Raw genomic sequence first — 22,063 nt, 5'->3', positions numbered from 1 at the left:
CCTGCCAGTGCTGGGACTTACTGCTGCAGCACGCGCAAAATCTCCGGATCCTTGAACACCCGCGTTAATGCATCACTCATCACATCGGTCACCAGGCGCGTATTGGTTGCCTGGTTCGGCGCGTAGCCAAAACGATGATTGGCTGAAGCACCGTAGCGTCCCTTGTACTGCTGGTTCATGCCCCGCGCTTCGGCTGCGAAGGTCGCGCCTATGTCCGCTTCTGTAACGTAGGTAGTAGCTGTGGGTGACTGGTAGCTAAGCTCGGCGAGGCTGACAGTGAGCCGATTAGCATTTGGCGTGTCTTCGGCGACCACCATGAAGCCCAATTGCCGAAGCGATTGCTCGACCTGCTGCTTGATCTGCGTCAGCGCCTGATCGTTAATCGTCAGGTTGCTTGAGTTCGGGTAAAGACCGCCGCGGGTGCCGAGCACCTTGGACTGGCGTGTGTCCTGAACCACCACCGCGACTGGCTGCGAACTGGCCACCGGATTGAGCGGCACCAGCACCTTGGGCTGCACATTCAGTTGCTGTGGGCTATGCGCACAGCCGACCAGCACCACCGCGAGACCCGCCACGGCCAGCATTGCCAAACGATTAAGCATACTCAACTCTCCTGAACTTGATAATGAAATAAACGAAACAGCGCCGACATTGGCAGCTTGGACATCCCCCAGCATACGCTGGTTCCAGCTCGAGCGGTGAGGCTTGAATGGTCACACTGATGACATCTTCCAAGGGCAAACTGGAGATCTTTCTGGAGGATTCCCATGCTGATTTCAAGACTGCTGCGGCGCCAGCCCGTGACTCGAAATTTCGCCCAACTGGACACCCAAGGCAACTGCGTGTCGCTGTGGGTGCTGGAGAACACGCCTGATAGCGGACGCTGGGTACAGGTCAGCGAGTTCAATCCGCTGTGGCTCGGCCAGCCTTTACCCAAGCATGCCAGTGTGAGTTCAGCGACCACGTCATCCGCCCTGCCACCGCCGTTATCTAACCCTCAGGCCTTAGCGCCGGCGGCTTTGAGCACCTCGGCGTAGTCCTGCGCTTGAGCGTGCTCGGTAATGGTTTGCAGAAAGGTCTGACCATTGGCATCGAGCGCATTCAAGTCGAAACCCTGCGCTTTGAACATCTGCACAAAACGCTCGAAGTCATGCGCGCGCAAACCACGGTAAGCTCGCGTCAGAATGTGGTGTTCAACTGATTCGCCCGCGTACGGCCGCGCCTGAAGAAAAACCGCTACCTGCTCATCGGTCATCGGCTCGCCAATCACCTTTTCTTTATCTTTACGCACCCTTAGCTACCTCAGCAAATTGCAAAGTCCGCATTGTACCCAGCCCGCAGCGTACTCACTAGTCGCCGCCATGCACATCCGCCCAAATCGTGCCATTACCATAAAAGCGTGCCTGCACAAATGCCGGAGCGTCGCCATCAAGCAGACGCATCAGGGTTTGCATGTGCGCTACTGGATATTCGATAAGCAGGGTCTGAGTGTCGGGCTCAAGCCTGGCGGGACGGGCTTTACTGCCGGCGTCCACAAAAGCAATCCGCGCCTGATGGACCGGGCTCCCGGCGATCAAGCTGCGCCCTTGCACAAACACCCAGACGCCCGCGGACTGCGGTGAAGGCAAAGCGTTGGGTCGGTACTCGGTGCCCAGGGTCAGGCGGTAACTGTCCACCTCGAACAGCATCTGATCGGGCTTGTCCTGCCGCGCAGCATAGAGATCATCCGGCATGTACTGGTCATGTGGCAGACCCAGCGTATTAGCCATAGGTGCACTACTCAGCAGCGCGAGGAGTATGCTAACTAGTGCTTTGGAACCTATCGACATGCGTTTCCCCTTTGAAACAGACAAAGATCTGTTGTGGCACTCCCGCCTTACCTTTGTCAATCCGAGATACCCCATGAGCAAAGCGTCCATCAAGCTGCCGCTGTTCACCGCACTGCGCGACAGCTTACGGGAAGGTTACAGCCTCGCTACATTGCGCGGCGATTTGCTCGCCGGGCTGACCGTCGGCATTATCGCCATCCCACTGGCCATGGCGCTGGCCATTGCCGTTGGGGTAGCCCCCCAACATGGACTGTATACCGGCATTATCGGCGGCCTCGTCATTGCCCTGGCGGGCGGCTCAAGATTCAACATATCGGGCCCGACCGCGGCCTTTGTGGTGATTCTTCTACCCATCACGCAGGCCTACGGGCTGGGCGGGCTGCTGTTGGTCACCGGCATGTCCGGGGTAATCTTATTGGTACTCGGTCTGGCACGGATGGGCAATCTGATCCAGTTTGTGCCCTACCCGGTAGTGATGGGGTTTACCGCGGGCATCGGCATCGTCATCGCCACCCTGCAGATCAAGGATTTCTTTGGCCTGCAGAACGTGGGCCAGCACGAAAGCTATCTGGATCAGGTTCAGGCGCTCGCTTCAGCCCTCCCCAGCATTCAACTCGGCGACACACTGGTCGGCTCGGCGACCCTGCTGGTTCTGCTCGGTTGGCCATACCTCACCCGCCGCATCCCGGGGCACCTTGTCGCTCTGCTCGTAGGCAGTTTGCTCGCTGTACTGCTGTTACAGCTCGACCTGCAGGTGAGCACGCTCGGTTCGCGCTTCAGTTACGAAATAGACGGGATAACGCATCCCGGCATTCCCCCTTTTGCCCCGCAGTGGCTATTGCCCTGGACCCTGCCCGGTGCTGACGGAACGCCTTTGCAGGTGAACTTCAATCTGTTGCGCGAGCTGCTGCCTTTCTCCCTGGCGGTGGCAATGCTCGGCGCGATCGAATCGCTACTCTGTGCGCTGGTCGCCGACGGTATGGCCAATACTCGCCACGATCCCAATGCGGAACTGATGGGTCAGGGGCTGGGCAATATGATCGTGCCATTCTTCGGCGGCATCACTGCGACGGCAGCCATTGCGCGGACGGCTACCAGCGTGCGTTCGGGTGCACGCACACCGATGGCTGGGGTTTTCCACGCGCTGGTCATCCTGCTCGCGGTGGTGCTACTGGCCGACCTGTTTGCCTATTTGCCCATGGCCTCGCTCGCGGCGATGCTGCTGATCGTGGCGTGGAACATGAGCGAGGTTCCTCACGTACTGCACATGTTGCGAATTGGGCCGCGGCAGGACGTGTGGGTACTGCTGATCTGCCTGGCGCTGACGGTGTTGTTCGATATGGTGCTGGCCGTGGGCGTCGGGTTGTTGCTGGCTTCAGCGTTGTTCATCAAACGCATGGCGGACCTTAGCCAAGGGGCGAAGATGCCGCGGCATCAGCACCTTGCCCTGTCAGAGTTGCCCGACAGCGTCGCCTTGTACCAGATCAACGGCCCCTTGTTTTTCGCAGCAGCAGACAAGGCCTTGAGCGCCATGAGCCGCTTTGACGAAGGCATTGCGTTCCTGGCGATCGATATGCAGGCGGTGCCGAGCATGGATATGAGCGCGCTGGTGATGTTTGAGAAAGCGCTGAGAGATCTGGACCGGCGGGAAATCCGCGTATACCTGATCGGCGTCAACGCTTCGGTGCGTCTCAAACTCAAGCGCGCCGGGGTAGGTGCGCTACAGGGTCGCCGGCACTATGTCGCCAATCCGGACCGGGTCGCAGAGCTGATTCGTCAGCAACTGGCCGATGAAGACAACGCCTCGGCAAAAATCTGAAGCGCTCAGGCTACCAGGGCGCCTGGATCAGGCTTCAGGTATCGCAAAAATACCGTTGGCATTGCGCCAATAGCCCTTGTAGTCCAGGCCAAAGCCGAAGATGTAGCGATCTACTACCGGCATCCCGGTAAAGTCCGCGCGCATCCCCGCGTAGGCCTTGCGGTCATGCTGCTTGTCGAGCAAGACCGCGGTAAGCACCTGGCTAGCGCCCGCATCCCGGCAATATTCAACAATGGCTGCCAGGGTGTGACCTTCGTCAAGAATGTCGTCGACGATCAGCACCGTGCGCCCGACCAGCGAATGCTCGGCGCGAGCCTTCCAGAACAGCTCGCCGCCGGACAGCTTATTCCGATAACGCGTGGCATGCAGATAGCCAACCTCCATCGGGAAGTCCAGGCGGGTCACCAGTTGACCAGCAATCACCAGGCCGCCATTCATCACGCTATAGACGATGGGATTACTATCGGCCAACGCGGCATTGATCTCGGCTGCCATGCGATCCATGGCCGCTTCTATATCGGCCGCGGTAAACAGGCAGTCGGCCTCGGCCTTGACTTGCCGAATGTGATCCAGATCGACGGACATGCAGAACTCCCGGTACGAAGCTAATAGAGGGTGCGCAAATTACTGATCCTGAGCGCGAAAGGCAAGCACGGCGGGTCGCGCGACGGATCAAGGCGGATGACCGCAAACGGACATTAGTTTAGGCTATGCCCATTCCAAGCGCCCCGCACGAGAGTATCTGCTGATGAATATCAAAGAAATACGTCACCCTCTGATCCGCCACAAGCTGGGCCTGATGCGCCGAGCCGAGATCAGTACGAAGAACTTTCGTGAACTGGCGCAGGAAGTGGCGGCCCTGCTGACCTATGAAGCCACCCAGGATATGCCGTTGGAACCTCAACAGATCGAGGGTTGGTGCGGCACCGTCGAGGTGGAAAAACTTTCCGGTAAGAAGGTCACTGTCGTGCCCATTTTACGCGCCGGCCTGGGCATGCTGGACGGCGTACTCAGCTTGATCCCCAGCGCCAAGGTCAGTGTGATCGGCCTGGTGCGCAATGAGGAGACCCTGGAGGCGGATACCTACCTGGAAAAACTCGTGGGTGAAATGAACCAACGCATGGCACTGATCATCGATCCAATGCTGGCCACCGGTGGCTCTCTGGTCGCCACCATAGACATGCTCAAGCGCGCCGGTGCCAGAGAGATCCGCGCACTGGTTCTGGTCGCCGCGCCAGAGGGCATAGCCCGCGTTTACAAGGCGCACCCAGACGTACAGATATTTACCGCCTCGATTGATGAGCGCCTCAACGAGCACGGCTATATCATTCCCGGCCTCGGTGATGCCGGCGACAAGATCTTCGGTACCAAACAGAAGGATGTTCACTGATGGATGCAGTGCAGACCACGGGCTGGCGCAGCGCGCTGGCAGGCTCGCAAATGTTGTTTGTAGCTTTCGGCGCGCTGGTACTCATGCCCTTGATTACCGGCATGAATCCCAGCGTTGCGTTGTTCACTGCCGGCATCGGCACCTTGATTTTCCAGTTCACCACCCAGCGTCAGGTGCCGGTTTTCCTCGCATCAAGCTTCGCCTTTATTGCTCCTATTCTCTACAGCAATCAGACCTGGGGCCTGCCCGCGACGCTTGGCGGACTCATGGCGGCGGGGTTCATGTATATCCTGCTCAGCTTGATCGTGCGCCTGCGTGGACCTGGATTCATCCACCGGTTGTTGCCACCGGTGGTAGTCGGGCCGGTGATTATGGTTATCGGTCTCGGGTTGGCGTCGGTGGCCGTCAATATGGCCATGGGCAAGGCCGGCGATGGCAGTGCACAATTGGTCGAATACTCCACCGCGATGATTATTTCCATGTCCGCCTTGGCTACCACCATTGTGTTCGCGGTGTTTGCCAAGGGTATTTTCAGACTTGTGCCGATTCTCGCCGGCGTGCTGGTGGGCTACGGGTTGTCCTGGTTCCTCGGCGTGGTTGATTTCAGCGTTGTTGGGGAGGCCGAATGGATGGCGGTACCCAGCTTTGTGACCCCTGAATTCAAGCTGGCGGCGATCCTGTTCATGATCCCCGTCGCCATTGCGCCGGCGATTGAACATATCGGCGACGTGCTGGCGATTGGCTCGGTAACCGGCAAGGATTACATCAGAAAGCCCGGGCTCCAGCGCACGCTGCTCGGCGACGGGCTGGCCACCTCGGCCGCTGCCTGCTTTGGTGGCCCGCCAAACACGACCTACTCGGAAGTGACCGGCGCTGTGATGTTGACGCGCAATTTCAATCCCAACGTGATGATCTGGGCGGCGGTGTTTGCCATTGGCCTTGCCTTTATCGACAAGTTCGGCGCGGTGCTGTTGAGCATGCCGGTACCGGTGATGGGTGGCATTCTCTGCCTGCTGTTTGGCTCCATCGCGGTGGTCGGCATGAATACGCTTATCCGCCACCAGGTCGACCTGTCACAAGCGCGCAATCTGTGCATTGTGTCAGTGACCCTGGTATTCGGTATCGGCGGTCTGATCATTGGCAATGACAGCTTCAGTCTGCAGGGCATCAGCCTGTGCGGCGTGGTAGCCATTCTCATGAATCTGCTATTTCCCCACCCCACCGCTGAAATGGCCGCCGATGCTGGCGAAGAGCCCGCCGAGTAACCTCTACTCTCAGCGCCGCCAGCATCTAATGTCAGCTGGCGTGCGCTGCCCCACCTGATTGAGCGTGTACCGGGCACAGACGTCCCCTGCCAAAATGCCCTGCGGCACTGCGCGTGCAGTCAAACTGTAGCTATCCTCGTCAAGCACCGCAGTGAGGGCAAATACCGCTTGTCCCGCCACAGGGCTCTGGCTAGCCAGCACCAGGGTACCCGCGTCGTAAGCGCCATGGCGGGTAAAATGCCGCTCTAACAACTGGGCACTCTCAAGCAGAACAGTTGCAACCTCTGCGCGCCGCGCCTGGCGAACGTGTTCCTGGTAAGAGGGATAAGCGATGGCTGCCAGAATGCCGACGATCGCGGCCACGATCATTACCTCAATCAGAGTGAAGCCTGCCTGCTTCAATTTTCTCATCCGCGTCTCCCTTGCATAAGCCCTGTAACGATCACATCAATTGCCGCCACATGACCCGATTGAAACGGCAGTTGCCCGAGCCCACCACCAGATCGACCGAAGTAGTAGTGGCAGCAAGGTTATATTCCTGACCGCAGTAGATCGTGCGGCAATCGGGAGCTCCAGGCTGGCATGCACATTCATCGACCGCCGGATCACAGGGGCAGAATTCCGTTGCGGCATCACAGCGCTGAGGTTCAGCGGGGCCGCCCGCGCCGGGTTCCGCTATAGGATTGTGGGATTCGTCGGAGCCATCGGAGCCGTCGGAGCCGTCGGAGCCGTCGGAGCCGTCGGAGCCGTCGGAGCCGTCGGCGGGAAGCATGCGCGGTTGCTCAAGTATCACCAGATCCCCCGGCAGGCCGCCGTCAATGCTGACACCCGCCTGGGGCGTATCGGCGCTGTCAACCACGCCATCATCATTGCGGTCCAGTGTCGCCACCGCAGGCATGCCGCCAGAAAACACATCGATGGACATCAGCCAGCCCGCGCCCTGACTCAGACAAGGATCACCACTAGCCTGAACAAACCCGGTATTGAACAGGAGCCGCCCGCCGCGAATCAGCAAGTTACCCGTTACTCGCTCACCCTGGGCGTGGCCAGCCGCAATCAGGGGCAGATACCAACCGTCGCCAAGCGTACCGCTCCAGTTCACCCTATCCTGGCTTACGGCTCTGACCCGACGACTCCCCACACTTGATTCGCCGGTAATGCGCTGTGGTTGGAGTGTTCCGGCGGTGAGATTGCCTTCGCCCCCAGGCCGATCCCATATGGCATACACCGCCTGCAGCGCAGTACTGCGCTGATCCGCCGCCTCCAGAAACTTGCCGGTCCCGAAAATGACCAGCCGCCCGCCTTGAGGGTGTTCAACCAACACCGGCTGCGCGCTGATGGGCTGGCCCACACCGGCTTCCAATTCAGCGGTGAACAAGGGCGCACCGTCGAATGCGACCGCCCAATCGGAGCGCTCACCTGCCAGATCGAATTTCCACACGCGCCCCTGCAAATCCCCGGCATATGCAGCAGTCACCTCGCCGTGGTAATTCGTCACCACCTGCGGAGCAGACAACCCATTGCCCGTTACCGAATCGGCGCTGCCCGCCGCGAGACTGCGGAGTAACTCGCCATCGCTGACACGGATCACATACAAGGTCGGTTGACCGGAAGCGCCGCCATAACCGTTCCCGGCGATGATTACCCACTCTCCATTTAAACGCGCAAACACCGGCTTGCCGTAACTGTGACCCAACTCGCTATAGCCGGCAGTACCAGGGCTTATTTCCCACTCAGCGCCGAGCGCAGCATTGCCCGACACTTGATCAAACAGACGTACCGCGAACAGGCCACGCCCACCCGCGCCCAGACCGCCCACCGCCAGCGTTGCCCAGACGTCATTCAATTGGGCATCGCCCACTGCGATCCCGCCGTCGACGCCGGATACATGGCCATTTTGCACAAAATTGGTCGCCGCGCGGGCACCCAGCGCAGCATGCGCACTGGCAGGCAGATATGCCAGGCGATGCTCACCGGTATCCGCAGCGAGCACATGCAGAAATCCATCATTGGCGCCAGCCAGCAACGACGAATACATATTGGCCCGCTTGATCTGCAGATAGTCGGCATAACCGGTGATGTTCCTGGAGACCAGCGCTGTTCCAGCATCAGTCAGTGCCAGCGAAGAGTTGATCACGTCACCCATCAGCCGAGCACGGACGCGGTACCCAGTAACATCCGCCCCACGACTCCAATCCAACAACGACTGAGCCGACTGAGCGCCAGCCGCTTCATCGAGAAGGTGACGCTGACCCTCGGTCAACTGGGTGTAGGTACTGTTATCCAGTGCGAGCACTGCGCCCGGCCGGTTATTCTGCGGCAGACGCCAGGTCTGATAGAGCGCTGCCGAGTCCACCGTCACCGTGCTGTCGCTACTCCATACCGGAGTGCCTGCACGGCCTTGAGCGTCAAGACTCAGAGCCTCTATCGCTCCGCTCCAGTCCAGTGAATTGTACTGCGTGCGGTAATACAGCGACCCCGTCGCCAGCGCGGGTGCGCTGGCAACTGCGCCACCACCGGAGCCTGCGGTCGCATTGATCTCCCGCATGACATCATTCAACGCACCGGTCAGTTGTTCGGGATTAAATGCCGTGTAATAACGCCCGCCTCCGGCCTTGGCGACCCCGGCAAGGCGCGCATCATCAATCGCGAAGCCCAGGGCATAGGTGCGCAGGTTCTGCTCTGGAAAAGCCGGATCATCCCAACTCTGGCCGGCCGCATCGTTACCGATTGCGTGCCGCTGAACATTGCGCAAATCGATCTCGTAGGCAAATTTCGCGATGTCATTGAGGTAGAAGCGGCTACCTTCCGTGCTCAGCGGTTCGCCGGTACTGTCACCGGTATTATCGCCGTCCCAATTGGGCAGATTGGCGGTACCTGCAAGCGCTGGATTGTCGATATCCGGGTCCTGAGATACAGCGGTCGGAAACTCTGAATCGTAGGTCGGCAGCCCGTCGGTGACGATCACGCCAACATTCTTCTGGCAACGGTATTGGATCGGGCTGGCAAATTGCGCACGATTTGCGGCACTACTCGATTGCGGGTAAAAGGCACGCATCCCGCGCAGGTAGCGCGTCACTTCGTAATAGGTTTCTGCCAACGGCGTATAAGTGTATGCCGCCGAACGAGTACTCGGCCTGAGCGCATCAAGCTGGCGATTCAGTGCGTTGAACTTGTCGATGCTCGCGCTATTTTGTGCGGAGATATCACCTACCTCGACCAATAGCTTTCCGCCTGGCGCGTTGCGACGATCGCCGCGGCCCTCGGTGTCCCGGAAAGCGAACAGACCAAAATTCACATGGCGGTTGTTGCCGATCACCTTCTTGGCCGCCTGCCGAGCAATGTCCAGGCGTGTTTCACCGTCGATGCGGTTGATAACCATGCTGGACGAATTATCAAACACCATCACGACGTTGGGCGGCACCCCGGACGCGGACAACAAGGGACCGCTGAACGGAGTGAAGCCGGCCTGCGCTGGCAGTGCGACAAGGACGCCCAATACCACACCACACACCCGTGCTCTAACGCCAACCGCGAGGTGTGACTGCTCAGACCACATAATGCACATAGACACTCTCCAGTACCGTGCGCGTCGATCCTTTGAAACTCACCACTACAATGCGATAGAGGTTGCCCGGTCCTTCATAAGGCAGGCTGGCTGACAGGGTATTGGCTGGTGCCAGCGTTTCACCCAGACCGGTGACGCGATACCAGACCTGCATGTTGTTGGTCTCGGCCGAGGTAGCTATCTGCACCCAGCCGGCCCCTGGGGAGCCCGTCGCATCGATATCCAGAGCCGACTCGGGAATAACGCAATCCGTCGCCTGACAGGGCGTGGGCAAAGGCTTGTTTTCCTGCGCCGCTATAGCCAGTTGCTGATAAACGATGCGCAAGGCCGCCTCGGCTGCCTGCACGCTGTCGTTTTTGAGTTTTGTGCTGGCGGCCATACGCTCTTGACTGGTAGATGACTTGATCCCCGCCACCCCGACCAGCGTCAGCAGCAATAGAAATACCAGACTCGCGATCAGTGCCGAGCCACGCTGCACCCTGTCTGATTTTTTACCCCACATGCTCAACTCCAGATCAGTCAATTCGATTACGGATGGCCACCACCTGCATGAAGTTCTGCGCCCGTACCTGGCCGTCCTCCGGGCTTTGCGGGTTATCGCTCATTTGCAGATCCAACTTGACGCTGCGTACAAGCTGGGCCTGAGCGGCCGCAATCTCATCCATGTATCCACCACTGACCTGCCGGTCATCTGCGCTGGCAGCCAGGCCGAAACCCAGGGACAGGTCCGCCACACCTTCAATCAATGTCTGGAAATTGCCTGCGCCGTTGTTGCGTATCTGCAATGCGTGATTTTTCACCCGATATTCAACCTGACGTAGCGGAATCACCAGGTCGCCGGATCTGACGGCAAGCTCATCAGCGCTCGCTATACGCAGGTCATCGGTGTCCCGGCAGTTGGTGACTATCAGCCAGCGCGCGCCATAATTGCTGGCGCTGCGGGTAGTGTCCGCAGTGAAGATCTCGGCGTTGGGCACTGCGGTAATCAGGGTCAGGGTCCCGGCAGTGCTGCCAGCGGAATAACTGATGGGCGCCTCAAGCGCTGGGGGAACGGCACTGCGAATACTTTCCGGCAGGCGCGCCAGATCCAGGCAACCGTACATGTTCAGCATGCGCAATTCCTGGCTTAAACGTCCAAGCAGGTAACGCGCATCCTCCTGCAGGGTGGCTGCAGCGCGCTGCACTACGAGTGTCTGTTTACTGGCGATAAATACCTGAACCACACCCATTACCAGAACCAACCCGAGCGTCAACGCAATCATCAGTTCGATCAGACCAAAACCGGCACACCGCCGCGCCATAAGCGACGCCTTCAGCGGTGAATGCAGCGCGAATGTCATTATCTGACCACCGAAGACACAACGAAGCGGGTATCCTCTTCGTCGGCCACCGTTCTGGCTTCGGACCAACTGATGCTGATAGTCGCGCGGTCGCCACTGATAACAATAGCGCCCGTGCTCCTGGGCAAGTAGCAGGTGACCGCCTCGGTGAAATCCGCCAGGTCGCGTACCGCTATATTGCCGCCGCCTTTGCTCCTGGTGCAGTCCCCTTCTATCGATGCTGCATAGTTTTCCAACGATGCTGAGTTGGCACGCATGCGATCCAGTAGATCACTGGCTATCAGACTTGCCTGGGTGCTGTAGCTGGCACTGGCGCTGTAACGGATCGCATTGAGCTGCAAGGAGGCTGCACCCAGTATGCCAACCGCCAATACCAGCACTGCAATCATGACCTCCAGCAGACTCACTCCACGTTGCTGGCTGATTGACAGAACGGGGGCTCTGCCGGGCAAGCGCAAGGGCGTTACAGCAACAGCATCCCACTGGGAAGCAGTACGCTTTCCATGAACAGCGACGCAGCGGTAGAAGACAGCGGTAGCGAACGCCACCGCCAATGAAACAAGCGCTATCGGTATCTCGGTGCCGCCATGGCTCTTTGCAATGGCGCGGCGAGATCCTTCGCCATCCAGTTGCAACCGCATCCGTGCATACATGACCAGCCAGTCCCTTGAGTCGTATCTGTACATTCCATCCTGTACACACTACGACAGGGTCTTGATGGCTACCGACGTTAGCGGCTCATCTCGGGGCTGACAACTACCAAAAAGGGTGAGATGAAAGTTGCGCAACACCTATGGTCCTGACCCGCTTGAACCACAGACGCTGCGCTATTGCCTGGTAAAGGCTAACCGGCGAAAGCGCGCAGGCCGTCCGCCAATTGCCCCACAATCCGCTGACGCGCCTCTCGGCTGCCCCAGGCAGAGTGCGGGGTAATGACCAGGTTGGGAATATCGGTTGCCAGCAGCGGATTGCCATTCACTGGCGGCTCGACGCTCAGCACATCACAGGCCGCCCCACCCAGGTGCCCGCTGCGCAGACTGTCAGCCAGCGCCTGCTCATCGACCATGCCGCCGCGCGCCGCATTGATCAGCAAACTACCTGGCTTCATCAGCGCCAACGCCTCGGCGTCGATCATGTTGCGGGTCTGATCGGTGAGAGGGCAATGCAGGCTGAGGATATCCACCTGCGGCAGCAGCTCCGCCAACTCCGGTCGGCCAGGGTGTGGGCGGCCCGGCAACGAGCCGGCAATCACTTGCATACCAAAGGCTTCAGCCAGACGTCCGACGGCCTGACCCAGTTCGCCGTAACCAAGAATACCCAGGGTTTTGCCGGAGAGTTCGGCAATCGGATAGTCCAACAAACAGAACTGGCTGCTGCGTTGCCAGGCGCCCTCTTTGACCGCCTGGCGATAGGATTCGAAGCGCGTGATCAGCACCAGCATGAGCATCAGCGAGTGCTGCGCGACGGCCGGCGTACCATAAGCCTGACAGTTGCGTACCTGAATGCCCAGGCGCTCCGCTGCCTGCAGATCGATATTGTTCATGCCCGTGGCGGCGACCAGAATCAACCGCAAATCCGGGTTGCTCTGCATTGCCGCTTCATCAATGACCACCTTGTTGGTGATGACCACTGAACGGCCTGCTATGCGTTCTTGCACCTCTTCGGGTGAGGTGCTCGGGTAAGCCTGGAAGTCGGCAGACAGCGTCTGCAACTCACCCATATCCAGATCGTCCTTGTTCAGACTGGCAAGATCGAGAAAAACAACGGAAGGCGAATTATTCATGCGGACTGTATCTACCTGGCAGTGGGTTCAGCGTCTAGAATGGCGGCTTTGAACGGGGGAGTCCATGTATCTAAACGAATTTCTGCTGGTGGCGTTGGTACATCTGCTCGCCGTTATCAGCCCGGGCCCCGATTTTGCCATTGTCATCCGCAACAGCGTGGGTTCCGGGCGCCGCGCTGGCCTGCTTACTGCGCTGGGGGTTGGCTGCGGCATTCTGGTGCATGTCGCCTACTCCTTGCTGGGCATCGGTTTGATCGTTTCCCAATCGGTGTGGCTATTCAATTTGCTGAAACTCGCCGCAGCCGGCTATCTGTTTTACCTCGGCATCAAGGCGCTCCGCTCACAACCTCAGATGCTCGACGGCGAAATGAGCCGGCGTCCGCCTTTATCGGGCGCCAAGGCGTTCAGTAACGGCTTTGTCACCAACGGGCTGAATCCCAAGGCAACACTGTTTTTTCTGTCGCTCTTTACGTTGGTCATCAGTCCGCAGACACCTATTGGCATTCAAACGTTTTACGGCTTTTATCTCGCCATCGCCACCGGCGGCTGGTTTTGCCTGGTGGCCGTGCTTTTCAGTCACGCGCGGGTGCGCCGAGGCTTCGGCCGCCTGGGTCACTGGTTTGATAGGCTGATGGGCGTAGTGCTGATTGGCCTGGGCCTGCACCTGGTGCTGAGTGAGTGGCTGAAGCGCGGGGCCCAGCCACTCTAGGCGGTTCAAGCAGCGCCGGGCTCGGTTTTGCACCACTGAGCCAATGTATCGATCCATTGCGGGTGATCGTTCAGGCAGGGCACCAATACCAGCTCTTCTCCGCCGGCCTCAATAAACTGCTCACGGGCACGGTCGCCGATCTCCTCCAAGGTTTCGATACAGTCGGCGACGAACGCCGGACACATGACCAGCAGGCGCTTGACGCCCTGTTCGGCGAGTTCTTCAACGCGGGCTTCAGTGTAGGGCTCGATCCATTTGTCCTTTCCCAGCCGCGATTGAAACGCCAACGACCACTGATCGTCGCGTAACCCCATACGCTCGGTAAAGGCGCGCGTGACCGACACGCATTGAGCGCGGTAACAGGTGGCGTGCGCGGGGGACGGCCGATCGCAGCAGTCAGGGTAGTTCAAGCAGTGGGAGCCAGTGGGGTCGGCCTTACGCAAATGCCGCTCCGGCAGCCCGTGATAACTGAACAGCAGATGATCGAAACCTTGCTCCAGATGCGGCGCCGCGCTGGCGACCAGCGCATCTATATAGCCAGGCTTGTCATGAAATGCCGGCACCACTGTCAGCTTTATATTCAGCTTGTGCTCAGCCACAACGCGTTCAGCCTCCCTGATCGAGGTGGTCACCGTACTGGCAGCGAACTGCGGGTATTGCGGCATAAACAGGACTTCTTTTACACCTTCACGGCTGGCCAGGGCCAACAGACCCTTTTCAATCGACGGTTCGCCGTAACGCATTGCCAGTTCAACCGGCATGTCCAGCTTGGCTTGCAACGCCTGCTGTACCCGCCGGCTGATTACCACCAGAGGCGAACCTTCCTCCCACCAGATGGACGCGTAAGCGGCGGCCGATTGCTTGGGCCGCAACAACAGGATCAACCCAACCAGCAAGCGGCGGGCAGGCCACGGCAGATCGACCACATAGGGGTCCATCAGGAACTGGTTGAGATAACGGCGCACATCTGCCACCTCAGTACTGGCGGGTGAACCCAGGTTGGCAAGCAAAACCGCACGATCAGACATCCACACTACTCCTCAGGTTTTCACGACATCGGCCAAGGCCGTTTCAAGGTGTTCAAAGCGAAACACGTACCCCGCCTCACGAAGCTTTTCCGGCAGCGCACGCTGTCCGGTCAGCAACAATCGGGACATTTCCCCAAGCGCTGCTTTCAGCACGAATGCAGGGACAGGTATTATCGCAGGTCTTTTCAGGGCGCTGCCCAGGGTCTTGGCGAACTCGCGATTCGTTACCGGATGCGGCGCGGTAGCATTAAACGGCCCTTTGCATTGCGAATTATTCAACAGAAAAACAATAATCCCGACCATGTCCTCGAGATGTACCCAGGGCATGTACTGCTGACCGGATCCGATCGGCCCGCCCAACCCAAGTTTGAACGGCGGCAACAGGCGCTGAAGAAAACCGCCCTTTGGTGCCACGACCAACCCGGTGCGCAGTTGGCACACGCGGATGCCGTGCGCCGCGGCACGCTTGGCCGCAGACTCCCAGGCATCACACAGGGTATGGGTGTACTCCGGCTTGGGAGGGGTGGCTTCGGTCACGACCGCCGCCCCCGCATCACCGTACCAACCCACGGCGGAGCCACTGATCAATACCTGCGGCTTCACCGATTGACGTCCTAACCACTCCACTAGATGCTCGGTCAAGGTGACGCGGCTAGCCCACAGCGCCGCTTTGCGTTTGCTGGTCCAGGGTTTGTCGGCGATCGGCTCACCCGCCAGATTCACCACCGCCTGAACAGGCTTGCCGCTCAGTTGCGACAGTTCACCGACAGCATTGATACCCGGGCCGCAGCGGGACGCCACCGTCTCTGGCCGCCTGCTCCACACCGATACTTCATGGCCGTCGCTCAGAAGCTTCCGGCAAAGAGCACTGCCGATCAATCCGGTACCGCCGGTAATTAGCACATGCATGTTCAACTCCCTGTCACAAAAGGGTTGAGAAGAATCCCCATAGCCAGCACCCGAAGCGATCACCATCCGTCATATGACGCAAACACGCAGAGCTATGCAGATCGATATAGTGCAAGCAGTTCAAAATTCACCACTGAGCATATCAGCCGTAGACAGGATGAAATTGCAGACAGTTCACAATTGTAGGATGCTATACAGACTTATCATCGTGTACAAGTTATGTCGAATGCATTCCAGCTATAGTTTGTGCCTATAGTCCAAGCCATCAAAGCTGGAAACCCGAAATCGATTCAGGGAATAGATGACCATGACTCACCCTTACAATATCGCTGTCATCGGCGCCGGCATGGCCGGTATCAGCGCCGCCACCGCTTTAAGTCGCGCGGGCCATAGCGTCAAGCTGTTCGACAAAAGCCGCGGCAGCGGCGGACGGATGAACAGCAAGCGTACCGAAGTGGGCGATCTGGACATGGGCGCCCAGTATTTCACCGCCCGTGATTCGCGATTCCGTCACGAACTCAAGACCTGGCTCGACAACGGATGGGTCGCCGAATGGGCGCCAGCCCTGTACGCCTACGACCAAAACGGCTTGCGCAGCGCGGCGGATGACCAGCAACGCTTCGTCGGCGCGCCGCGCATGACTGGCCTGACCAGGCAGCTACTGCAAGGACTGGACTTTGCTAGCCAGACGCGTATCAGTCACCTTGTTCGGCATGAAGACAAGCACTGGCTGCTGGTCGATGAGCAGCAACACCAGCACGGCCCCTTTGACCGCGTTATCGTTGCCACCCCCGCACCCCAGGCAGTGGCATTGTTGGAGCAATCGCCACAACTGGCCCACGCCGCGGCGCAGGTGCAAATGCAACCTGGCTGGGCATTGGCGGTGGCCTTTTCCGACCCCCTGCCCACACCCGTCGAAGCGTGTTTCGTTCGAGCTGGCGCGTTGGACTGGATCTCCCGAAATAGCAGCAAGCCGGGCCGCACCGGGCAGGATAGCTGGGTGCTGCAATCCACCCCCAAGTGGGCCAGTGAGCATCTGCAAGTGGACGCCCAGGAAATTACCCGCGAGCTGCTCGTCGCCTTTGCTGAAGTTATTGGCTGCAGCTTGCCGGAACCGCTGTTTACCCACGCCCATCGCTGGCTCTACGCCCGACCAGCCGATGCCTGCAACTGGGGTGCGCTGGCCGCGCCAGAAAAGGACCTGTACGTATGCGGTGACTGGTGCATGGGTGGGCGGGTCGAAAACGCCTGGCTCAGCGGGCAGCAAGCGGCGAACACGTTGATGGAGAAGCGATGAATCAAATCAATCCGCGCAAGCTGCTACTGTCGAAATGGACCGCAGTCCAGCCGCTGCAACGTGAGAAGCATTTTATCGTGACCGATTGCCAACTGGACGAGCAGGAAGAAGCAGTGGTCAGCGTAGACCTCCAGGCGGTACTGACCAAGCGCACTCAGCGTCTGCCATGGAAGCTGTTGAAAGACAGCAAGCAATGGCAGGCGGGATGGCGTTAGTCTGCAACTGCGACTAATACTTGTACAATAATATAGCTGGTGTACACTAAATCTTATACAGAACTATAACGCTGTATAAGCCAGGAGTCGCCATGCTATCAATCTACAGCTCACTGCCATGTGCCGCCTCTAAAGTGGAGCGTTCATGAGCATGCCGTCCAGCATCATGTTGCCCATTCGCGAAGTATCCCGAGTGACGGGCGTCAACGCAGTCACTCTACGGGCCTGGGAGCGTCGTTATGGTCTCATTACGCCGCATCGCACGGGCAAGGGTCACCGCCTGTATACCGAAGAAAACGTGCAGCAAATTCAGGACATCCTCACCTGGCTTGGGCGCGGTGTAGCAGTTGGGCAGGTAAAGGAGCTACTGCATGCTCCGCAGCCAGTGGACGAAGACGCGAACTCCCCCTGGCATGAAATGCGGCGAGTGATGATCCAGGCATTTGTGCAATACGATGCTGCCGAACTCGACCGCATCCTGAGCGTTACGCTTCAACGGCATGATGCCGACCGTCTGTGTCATTTTCTGTTGGAGCCGGTGCTGGAGCAGCTGCAGCAGCGCTGGCAGGGTCAGTTCGGCAGCCAGTTGGAAATGGTCTTCTGCCACAGTTGGCTGCGTAGCAATCTCGCCGCTCACCTGCACGCGAAAAACAGCCAGTTGCATGGCCGCCCAATACTCCTGGTCAATTTATCCGAGCAGCACTGCGAAGCCGGTATCTGGCTATTGGCGTTAATGCTCAATGCCCAAGGCATTCCGTTTTGCATGTTGGAATGGGAAGTACCTGCAAGTGAATTGGCCCTGCTGGCAGAGCGCTGCCAGCCCCGCGCCATGCTGTTTTTCAGCAGCCAGGCGCTGGCATTAAATCAACTGCGCCGGCAACTACCCAAACTGGTTCAGCTGCAGCCGGTACCGGTGATAGTCGCCGGTCCCGCGGCGCGCATCCATGAACAAGAGCTTGCCGAACTCGGCATACTGGCGCTGCCTGAGCGCGCCAGCATTGCTTACCCTCTCTTGCTGGCTCAGCTAAGGACATTGCAATGAGTGCAATACAACTATGCTGGCTGCGCAATGATCTGCGCCTGCACGACAACCACGCCCTCTGGCACGCCAGCCAAAATGGGCCGGTGGTGGCTGTGTGCTTGCTCACCCCTGAGACCTGGCTAGAACATGATGACGCGCCTGTGAAGGTAGACTTTTGGCGGCGCAATCTGGAGCAGCTTAGCGAGCAGCTCGCCAGGTTAAATATACCGCTGAAGATACTCAGCGCAGATAAATGGGCAGATGCAGCGCAACTATTGCTGGATCTGGCCGCGGACCTGGATGCGCAGGCGCTGTTTTTCAATGACGAATACGGTGTACATGAACAACAGCGCGATGATGCGGTAGCTGCTGCGTTCACTGCACCAGGCCTGCAGTGCGAACGCTTCACCGACCTGATTCTGTTCAAACCCGGTAGCCTCCTGACCCAGGCCGGCAGCATGTTCAAGGTCTACAGCCAATTCCGCAAACAGGCTTACCAACGGCTGCATGAGAGCCTGCCCGCCTGCTTGCCCGCACCGGACGAACAGCAGGAGACCGGCATCAAGGCTGACGCGGTACCCAGGCAAATTGCCGGTTACCAGCCCGCCACCACCCAGCAGCGCTCGCTCTGGCCGGCTGGAGAAGACGCTGCCAGTGAACGTCTGATCCTGTTTACCGAACAGATCATGGCCGATTACGACAGCGCCCGTGATCTTCCCGACGTGGATGGCACCAGCCGGCTTTCAGCGTACCTGGTAGCAGGTGTGCTCTCCCCCCGCCAATGCCTGCACGCCGCAATCAGCGCTAATCAGGGCGAGTTCGACTCGGGCAACCCCGGCGCTATTACTTGGGTCAACGAGCTGCTATGGCGCGAGTTCTACAAACATATTCTGGTCTGCTATCCGCGCGTATCCATGCACCGGGCCTTTCGCCCGGAGATGGAAAGCATTCCCTGGAGAGATGACTCTCCGGCGCTGGAAGCCTGGCAGCAGGGGCGCACCGGCATCCCGATTATTGATGCGGCAATGCGCCAATTGCTGACCACCGGCTGGATGCACAACCGTCTGCGCATGCTCACCGCCATGTTCCTGACCAAGAATCTGTTGATTGACTGGAAGCACGGCGAACGCTGGTTTATGCAGCAGCTGATCGATGGCGACCTCGCGGCCAACAACGGCGGCTGGCAATGGAGCGCTTCCACCGGCACCGATTCGGCGCCCTACTTCCGCATCTTCAATGCGGTGACCCAATCACGCAAATTCGATCCGCAGGGCGACTTCATCCGCACCTGGGTGCCAGAGATCGGGCACCTGTCCAGCAAACAGATTCATCAGCCGCCGGTTGACGATTTATTTGCCTCATCAGATTACCCCGCGCCACTGGTCGACCTGGGTCAAAGCCGCAGGCGGGCTCTGGACGTCTTCAAACAACAAGGTGACCAGCATGACTGAAGACTTTCCGGCGTTTTTCGCCAAAACCTTCGCCGAACTGGACAAGCATAACCTTGACCGGCTGACGGAAATCTATGCCCCTGACGTGCACTTCACCGACCCGCTGCACGATGTACGGGGCCTCGAGGCCATGCGCGATTACTTTGAACAGCTGTACGCCAACGTCACGCATATCGATTTTGATTTCCACCAGTGCGACAGCGTGCGCGATGGCCAGGCATTACTGCGCTGGACCATGACCTTCTGCCATCCGCGGCTGAACAAGGGCCGGGAAATACAGGTGGAGGGCTGCAGCTGTATCTTCTTCGAGAATCAGCGGGTGACCAGACATATCGACTATTACGACGCTGGCGCGTTGCTGTACGAGCACATTCCGCTGCTCGGCGGGATCATCCACTGGCTGAAAAGGAGACTGGCATGAGCACGCAAAAACGTATCTGGCTAACTGGTGCGTCCAGCGGCATTGGCCAGTCCATTGCCGAACAGCTGGCGATCGAAGGTCATCTGATTGCAGTCAGCGCCCGGCGCGAGGACCCGCTTCAACAACTGGCCGACCGCTTTCCAGGGCAAATACTGGTATTGCCGGTAGACATGACCGACGCAGAGGCCGTACGCCAGGTGGGCGTGCGGATAGAAAACGCCTGGGGCGCACTCGACTGGGCGATTCTGAATGCCGGCACCTGCGAATACGTCGACATTGCCGAGTTCGAATCGGCGATGTTTCAGCGGGTCATGCAGGCCAATGTCCAGGGTACGGTGCAATGCATCGAGGCGGCATTACCCCTGTTGCGCAAGGGCACGCAGCCGCGCTTGGTCGGCGTAGGCAGCAGCGTGACCTTCTGCCCTCTGCCCCGCGCCGCTGCCTACGGCGCCTCCAAGGCAGCGATCCGTTACCTGTTTCAGTCTCTGGAGCTGGATTTGGCGCAGTGGAATATCGGCGTGACGCTGGTCAGCCCTGGCTTTGTCGAGACACCGCTGACCGCGGGCAATGATTTCCCCATGCCGATGCAGGTCAACAGCGACGATGCCGCCGCGATCATTATCAAGGGCATTGAAAAGGGCAAACGCGAAGTCAGTTTCCCCGGCCCGTTTATTACCGTGCTCAAGCTGATGGGCAGCTTGCCCAATCGGCTGCGCTTTGCGCTGACCAAAGGCATGGCGCGCCCGGCATCGAACAAGGAAGCGTCATAATGCGGATCGCGATCGTTGGTTCCGGCATCTCCGGTCTGGTCAGCGCCCGCATGCTCTCGCGCCAGCATGATGTCAGCGTATTTGAAGCGGCAGACTGGATTGGCGGGCATACCCATACGGTCGACGTAGAAGTCGAGGGCAAGGCATACGCGATAGACACCGGCTTTATCGTTTTCAACGACTGGACCTACCCGAACTTTATTCGCCTGATGGATCAATTGGGCGTGGCATCGCAAGAAACCGAAATGAGCTTTTCGGTGAACCAGCCTGCGACCGGGTTGGAGTACAACGGCCATAGTATCAACAGCCTGTTCGCCCAGCGCAGCAACCTGCTTTCCCCCGGCTTTATTGGCATGGTGCGCGATATTCTGCGCTTCAACCGTGAAGCGCTGGACGACCTCGACTGCGGCCGCATTCACAGCGAGACCACCCTGGGCGACTATCTGCGTGCCAAGGGTTACGGGCAACGCTTTACCGAACATTACATCGTTCCGATGGGCGCCGCGATCTGGTCGATGTCACTGGCCGACATGCTGGCCTTCCCGCTGGCCTTCTTCGTGCGCTTTTTTAAGAACCACGGGTTGCTGTCAGTCAGCGACCGGCCGCAATGGCGGGTTATCAGCGGTGGCTCACGCTCCTATATCGAGCCGCTGATTGCCCCGTTCAAGGATTCAATTCACCTTAACTGTCCAGTGCAGAGCATCAGCCGCGATGAGCAGGGGGTGACCGTGACCAGCCAGAACGGCGAAGAACGCTTCGACAAGGTCATCCTCGCTTGCCACAGCGCTCAGGCGCTGCGTTTACTGGCTCAGCCAACTGAAACCGAGCAGTCCATTCTTGGCGCCATCGGCTATGCCGACAACGAAGTGGTGCTGCATACCGATACTGCTCTTCTGCCACGACGCAAACTGGCCTGGGCCAGCTGGAATTATCGGCTCGATAGCACCCAGCAGCGCGCCGCTGCGGTGACCTATAACATGAATATTCTGCAAGGCATCAAGTCAGACACCACCTTCTGCGTCAGCCTCAATCAGACCGACGCCATCGACCCGGCGAAAATTCTCCGCCAGTTCAGTTATGCACATCCGCAGTTCAGTCTGGCGGCCGCAGCAGCTCAGGCACGCTGGCAGGAGGTGCTCGGTGCAAACCATACCTACTTCTGCGGCGCATACTGGGCCAATGGTTTCCATGAGGATGGTGTGATGAGCGCGCTACGGGTCACTGAAGCGCTCGGGGAGAGTGTCTGAT

The 22,063-nt window shown here is 58.9% G+C and carries 24 protein-coding genes; 12 read left to right on the top strand and 12 right to left on the bottom strand.

Going from position 1 to position 22,063, the window contains the following annotated elements:
- Nucleotides 1–17 precede the first annotated feature (17 nt).
- The gene (locus tag EAO82_RS05260; RefSeq protein WP_096344695.1) at nt 18–602 is read right to left on the bottom strand and encodes a YajG family lipoprotein; all 585 of its coding nucleotides are present in this window, start codon (nt 600–602) and stop codon (nt 18–20) included.
- Nucleotides 603–767: 165 nt separating this feature from the next.
- Here EAO82_RS05260 and EAO82_RS05255 point away from each other — a divergent pair, with 165 nt between their 5' ends.
- Nucleotides 768–1,037 carry a hypothetical protein gene (locus tag EAO82_RS05255; RefSeq protein ID WP_096344694.1) on the top strand — a complete coding sequence of 90 codons (270 nt, stop codon included), beginning with the start codon at nt 768–770 and terminating at the stop codon, nt 1,035–1,037.
- Here EAO82_RS05255 and EAO82_RS05250 read toward each other — a convergent pair.
- Both EAO82_RS05250 and EAO82_RS05245 read right to left on the bottom strand, forming a co-directional pair.
- Entirely contained in the window at nt 998–1,291 is a 294-nt protein-coding gene (locus EAO82_RS05250) for a PA4642 family protein (RefSeq protein ID WP_218838538.1), read from the bottom strand. The two genes, EAO82_RS05255 and EAO82_RS05250, sit on opposite strands and share 40 nt — an antisense overlap.
- 58 nt (nt 1,292–1,349) lie before the next feature.
- Nucleotides 1,350–1,829, bottom strand: a complete 480-nt coding sequence (locus EAO82_RS05245) for a hypothetical protein (protein WP_143520249.1) — start codon at nt 1,827–1,829, stop codon at nt 1,350–1,352.
- Nucleotides 1,830–1,902: 73 nt separating this feature from the next.
- Between EAO82_RS05245 and dauA the strand changes: the two genes are divergently transcribed.
- Nucleotides 1,903–3,648, top strand: coding sequence for a C4-dicarboxylic acid transporter DauA (gene dauA / locus EAO82_RS05240; RefSeq protein ID WP_096344733.1), 1,746 nt, complete (start codon nt 1,903–1,905; stop codon nt 3,646–3,648).
- Nucleotides 3,649–3,675: 27 nt separating this feature from the next.
- Here the strand turns inward: dauA and EAO82_RS05235 are convergent, their stop codons facing one another.
- Nucleotides 3,676–4,233, bottom strand: coding sequence for a hypoxanthine-guanine phosphoribosyltransferase (locus tag EAO82_RS05235; RefSeq protein ID WP_096344692.1), 558 nt, complete (start codon nt 4,231–4,233; stop codon nt 3,676–3,678).
- Nucleotides 4,234–4,396: 163 nt separating this feature from the next.
- On the opposite strand from EAO82_RS05235, the gene upp reads away from it, so the two are divergent.
- Together upp and EAO82_RS05225 are read left to right on the top strand one after the other, a co-directional pair.
- Nucleotides 4,397–5,038 carry a uracil phosphoribosyltransferase gene (gene upp, locus EAO82_RS05230; RefSeq protein ID WP_096344691.1) on the top strand — a complete coding sequence of 214 codons (642 nt, stop codon included), beginning with the start codon at nt 4,397–4,399 and terminating at the stop codon, nt 5,036–5,038.
- Entirely contained in the window at nt 5,038–6,303 is a 1,266-nt protein-coding gene (locus tag EAO82_RS05225; protein ID WP_096344690.1) for a uracil-xanthine permease family protein, read from the top strand. The genes upp and EAO82_RS05225 overlap by 1 nt, the downstream gene beginning before the upstream one ends.
- Nucleotides 6,304–6,312: 9 nt before the next feature.
- Here EAO82_RS05225 and EAO82_RS21090 read toward each other — a convergent pair whose 3' ends face one another.
- The 6 genes from EAO82_RS21090 to EAO82_RS05195 all read right to left on the bottom strand — a co-directional run bounded on the left by EAO82_RS21090 (nt 6,313) and on the right by EAO82_RS05195 (nt 12,994).
- Nucleotides 6,313–6,714 carry a type IV pilin protein gene (locus tag EAO82_RS21090; RefSeq protein WP_096344689.1) on the bottom strand — a complete coding sequence of 134 codons (402 nt, stop codon included), beginning with the start codon at nt 6,712–6,714 and terminating at the stop codon, nt 6,313–6,315.
- Between the two features lie 31 nt (nt 6,715–6,745).
- Nucleotides 6,746–9,871, bottom strand: a complete 3,126-nt coding sequence (locus EAO82_RS05215; protein WP_096344688.1) for a PilC/PilY family type IV pilus protein — start codon at nt 9,869–9,871, stop codon at nt 6,746–6,748.
- Nucleotides 9,852–10,373, bottom strand: a complete 522-nt coding sequence (locus EAO82_RS05210; RefSeq protein WP_096344687.1) for a PilX N-terminal domain-containing pilus assembly protein — start codon at nt 10,371–10,373, stop codon at nt 9,852–9,854. Before EAO82_RS05210 ends, EAO82_RS05215 begins: the two co-directional genes overlap by 20 nt.
- A 13-nt stretch (nt 10,374–10,386) precedes the next feature.
- Entirely contained in the window at nt 10,387–11,211 is an 825-nt protein-coding gene (locus EAO82_RS05205; RefSeq protein WP_096344686.1) for a prepilin-type N-terminal cleavage/methylation domain-containing protein, read from the bottom strand.
- Complete coding sequence (gene pilV / locus EAO82_RS05200) at nt 11,211–11,864, bottom strand: type IV pilus modification protein PilV (protein WP_174958713.1); 654 nt, start codon at nt 11,862–11,864, stop codon at nt 11,211–11,213. Before pilV ends, EAO82_RS05205 begins: the two co-directional genes overlap by 1 nt.
- A gap of 191 nt (nt 11,865–12,055) precedes the next feature.
- Nucleotides 12,056–12,994: a 2-hydroxyacid dehydrogenase gene (locus EAO82_RS05195; protein WP_096344684.1), complete on the bottom strand. Its 939-nt coding sequence runs from the start codon at nt 12,992–12,994 to the stop codon at nt 12,056–12,058.
- A gap of 64 nt (nt 12,995–13,058) precedes the next feature.
- Here EAO82_RS05195 and EAO82_RS05190 point away from each other — a divergent pair, with 64 nt between their 5' ends.
- Nucleotides 13,059–13,703 carry a LysE family transporter gene (locus tag EAO82_RS05190; RefSeq protein ID WP_096344683.1) on the top strand — a complete coding sequence of 215 codons (645 nt, stop codon included), beginning with the start codon at nt 13,059–13,061 and terminating at the stop codon, nt 13,701–13,703.
- A gap of 5 nt (nt 13,704–13,708) precedes the next feature.
- On the opposite strand, the gene hemH is transcribed toward EAO82_RS05190, so the two are convergent.
- The gene (hemH, locus tag EAO82_RS05185; RefSeq protein WP_096344682.1) at nt 13,709–14,731 is read right to left on the bottom strand and encodes a ferrochelatase; all 1,023 of its coding nucleotides are present in this window, start codon (nt 14,729–14,731) and stop codon (nt 13,709–13,711) included.
- Between the two features lie 12 nt (nt 14,732–14,743).
- On the bottom strand, nt 14,744–15,640 hold the full coding sequence (locus tag EAO82_RS05180; RefSeq protein ID WP_096344681.1) for a TIGR01777 family oxidoreductase: 897 nt from the start codon (nt 15,638–15,640) through the stop codon (nt 14,744–14,746).
- A 307-nt stretch (nt 15,641–15,947) separates the two neighbouring features.
- On the opposite strand from EAO82_RS05180, the gene EAO82_RS05175 reads away from it, so the two are divergent.
- The 7 genes from EAO82_RS05175 to EAO82_RS05145 all read left to right on the top strand — a co-directional run bounded on the left by EAO82_RS05175 (nt 15,948) and on the right by EAO82_RS05145 (nt 22,062).
- A complete protein-coding gene (locus EAO82_RS05175) occupies nt 15,948–16,937 on the top strand; it encodes an NAD(P)/FAD-dependent oxidoreductase (RefSeq protein ID WP_096344732.1) in 990 nt (329 codons plus the stop codon).
- Entirely contained in the window at nt 16,934–17,152 is a 219-nt protein-coding gene (locus EAO82_RS05170) for a TIGR02450 family Trp-rich protein (protein WP_096344680.1), read from the top strand. Before EAO82_RS05175 ends, EAO82_RS05170 begins: the two co-directional genes overlap by 4 nt.
- A gap of 145 nt (nt 17,153–17,297) precedes the next feature.
- Nucleotides 17,298–18,194 (top strand): MerR family transcriptional regulator, encoded by an 897-nt coding sequence (locus EAO82_RS05165; RefSeq protein ID WP_096344679.1) that lies wholly within the window; start codon nt 17,298–17,300, stop codon nt 18,192–18,194.
- A 5-nt stretch (nt 18,195–18,199) separates the two neighbouring features.
- Nucleotides 18,200–19,624: a deoxyribodipyrimidine photo-lyase gene (gene phrB, locus EAO82_RS05160; RefSeq protein ID WP_096344731.1), complete on the top strand. Its 1,425-nt coding sequence runs from the start codon at nt 18,200–18,202 to the stop codon at nt 19,622–19,624.
- A complete protein-coding gene (locus tag EAO82_RS05155) occupies nt 19,617–20,045 on the top strand; it encodes a nuclear transport factor 2 family protein (RefSeq protein ID WP_096344678.1) in 429 nt (142 codons plus the stop codon). Before phrB ends, EAO82_RS05155 begins: the two co-directional genes overlap by 8 nt.
- Nucleotides 20,042–20,815 (top strand): SDR family NAD(P)-dependent oxidoreductase, encoded by a 774-nt coding sequence (locus EAO82_RS05150; RefSeq protein WP_096344677.1) that lies wholly within the window; start codon nt 20,042–20,044, stop codon nt 20,813–20,815. The genes EAO82_RS05155 and EAO82_RS05150 overlap by 4 nt, the downstream gene beginning before the upstream one ends.
- A complete protein-coding gene (locus EAO82_RS05145) occupies nt 20,815–22,062 on the top strand; it encodes an NAD(P)/FAD-dependent oxidoreductase (RefSeq protein WP_096344676.1) in 1,248 nt (415 codons plus the stop codon). Before EAO82_RS05150 ends, EAO82_RS05145 begins: the two co-directional genes overlap by 1 nt.
- Nucleotide 22,063: the final 1 nt, after the last annotated feature.

Source organism: Halopseudomonas pelagia (assembly GCF_009497895.1).
Classification (GTDB): domain Bacteria; phylum Pseudomonadota; class Gammaproteobacteria; order Pseudomonadales; family Pseudomonadaceae; genus Halopseudomonas; species Halopseudomonas pelagia_A.
This window is presented reverse-complemented; position numbering and strand designations above follow the sequence as displayed.

Bases quoted from the DNA above. Each gene is read 5' to 3' on its own strand.
- EAO82_RS05215 (WP_096344688.1), bottom strand. From the start codon at position 9,871: ATGTGCATTATGTGGTCTGAGCAGTCACACCTCGCGGTTGGCGTTAGA.
- hemH (WP_096344682.1), bottom strand. From the start codon at position 14,731: ATGTCTGATCGTGCGGTTTTGCTTGCCAACCTGGGTTCACCCGCCAGT.
- EAO82_RS05260 (WP_096344695.1), bottom strand. From the start codon at position 602: ATGCTTAATCGTTTGGCAATGCTGGCCGTGGCGGGTCTCGCGGTGGTG.
- pilV (WP_174958713.1), bottom strand. From the start codon at position 11,864: ATGTATGCACGGATGCGGTTGCAACTGGATGGCGAAGGATCTCGCCGC.
- EAO82_RS05235 (WP_096344692.1), bottom strand. From the start codon at position 4,233: ATGTCCGTCGATCTGGATCACATTCGGCAAGTCAAGGCCGAGGCCGAC.
- EAO82_RS05165 (WP_096344679.1), top strand. From the start codon at position 17,298: ATGAGCATGCCGTCCAGCATCATGTTGCCCATTCGCGAAGTATCCCGA.
- EAO82_RS05175 (WP_096344732.1), top strand. From the start codon at position 15,948: ATGACTCACCCTTACAATATCGCTGTCATCGGCGCCGGCATGGCCGGT.
- EAO82_RS05150 (WP_096344677.1), top strand. From the start codon at position 20,042: ATGAGCACGCAAAAACGTATCTGGCTAACTGGTGCGTCCAGCGGCATT.
- EAO82_RS05225 (WP_096344690.1), top strand. From the start codon at position 5,038: ATGGATGCAGTGCAGACCACGGGCTGGCGCAGCGCGCTGGCAGGCTCG.
- EAO82_RS21090 (WP_096344689.1), bottom strand. From the start codon at position 6,714: ATGAGAAAATTGAAGCAGGCAGGCTTCACTCTGATTGAGGTAATGATC.
- EAO82_RS05255 (WP_096344694.1), top strand. From the start codon at position 768: ATGCTGATTTCAAGACTGCTGCGGCGCCAGCCCGTGACTCGAAATTTC.
- upp (WP_096344691.1), top strand. From the start codon at position 4,397: ATGAATATCAAAGAAATACGTCACCCTCTGATCCGCCACAAGCTGGGC.
- EAO82_RS05145 (WP_096344676.1), top strand. From the start codon at position 20,815: ATGCGGATCGCGATCGTTGGTTCCGGCATCTCCGGTCTGGTCAGCGCC.
- EAO82_RS05195 (WP_096344684.1), bottom strand. From the start codon at position 12,994: ATGAATAATTCGCCTTCCGTTGTTTTTCTCGATCTTGCCAGTCTGAAC.
- EAO82_RS05170 (WP_096344680.1), top strand. From the start codon at position 16,934: ATGAATCAAATCAATCCGCGCAAGCTGCTACTGTCGAAATGGACCGCA.
- EAO82_RS05190 (WP_096344683.1), top strand. From the start codon at position 13,059: ATGTATCTAAACGAATTTCTGCTGGTGGCGTTGGTACATCTGCTCGCC.
- EAO82_RS05245 (WP_143520249.1), bottom strand. From the start codon at position 1,829: ATGTCGATAGGTTCCAAAGCACTAGTTAGCATACTCCTCGCGCTGCTG.
- EAO82_RS05205 (WP_096344686.1), bottom strand. From the start codon at position 11,211: ATGACATTCGCGCTGCATTCACCGCTGAAGGCGTCGCTTATGGCGCGG.
- EAO82_RS05210 (WP_096344687.1), bottom strand. From the start codon at position 10,373: ATGTGGGGTAAAAAATCAGACAGGGTGCAGCGTGGCTCGGCACTGATC.
- EAO82_RS05155 (WP_096344678.1), top strand. From the start codon at position 19,617: ATGACTGAAGACTTTCCGGCGTTTTTCGCCAAAACCTTCGCCGAACTG.
- dauA (WP_096344733.1), top strand. From the start codon at position 1,903: ATGAGCAAAGCGTCCATCAAGCTGCCGCTGTTCACCGCACTGCGCGAC.
- EAO82_RS05180 (WP_096344681.1), bottom strand. From the start codon at position 15,640: ATGCATGTGCTAATTACCGGCGGTACCGGATTGATCGGCAGTGCTCTT.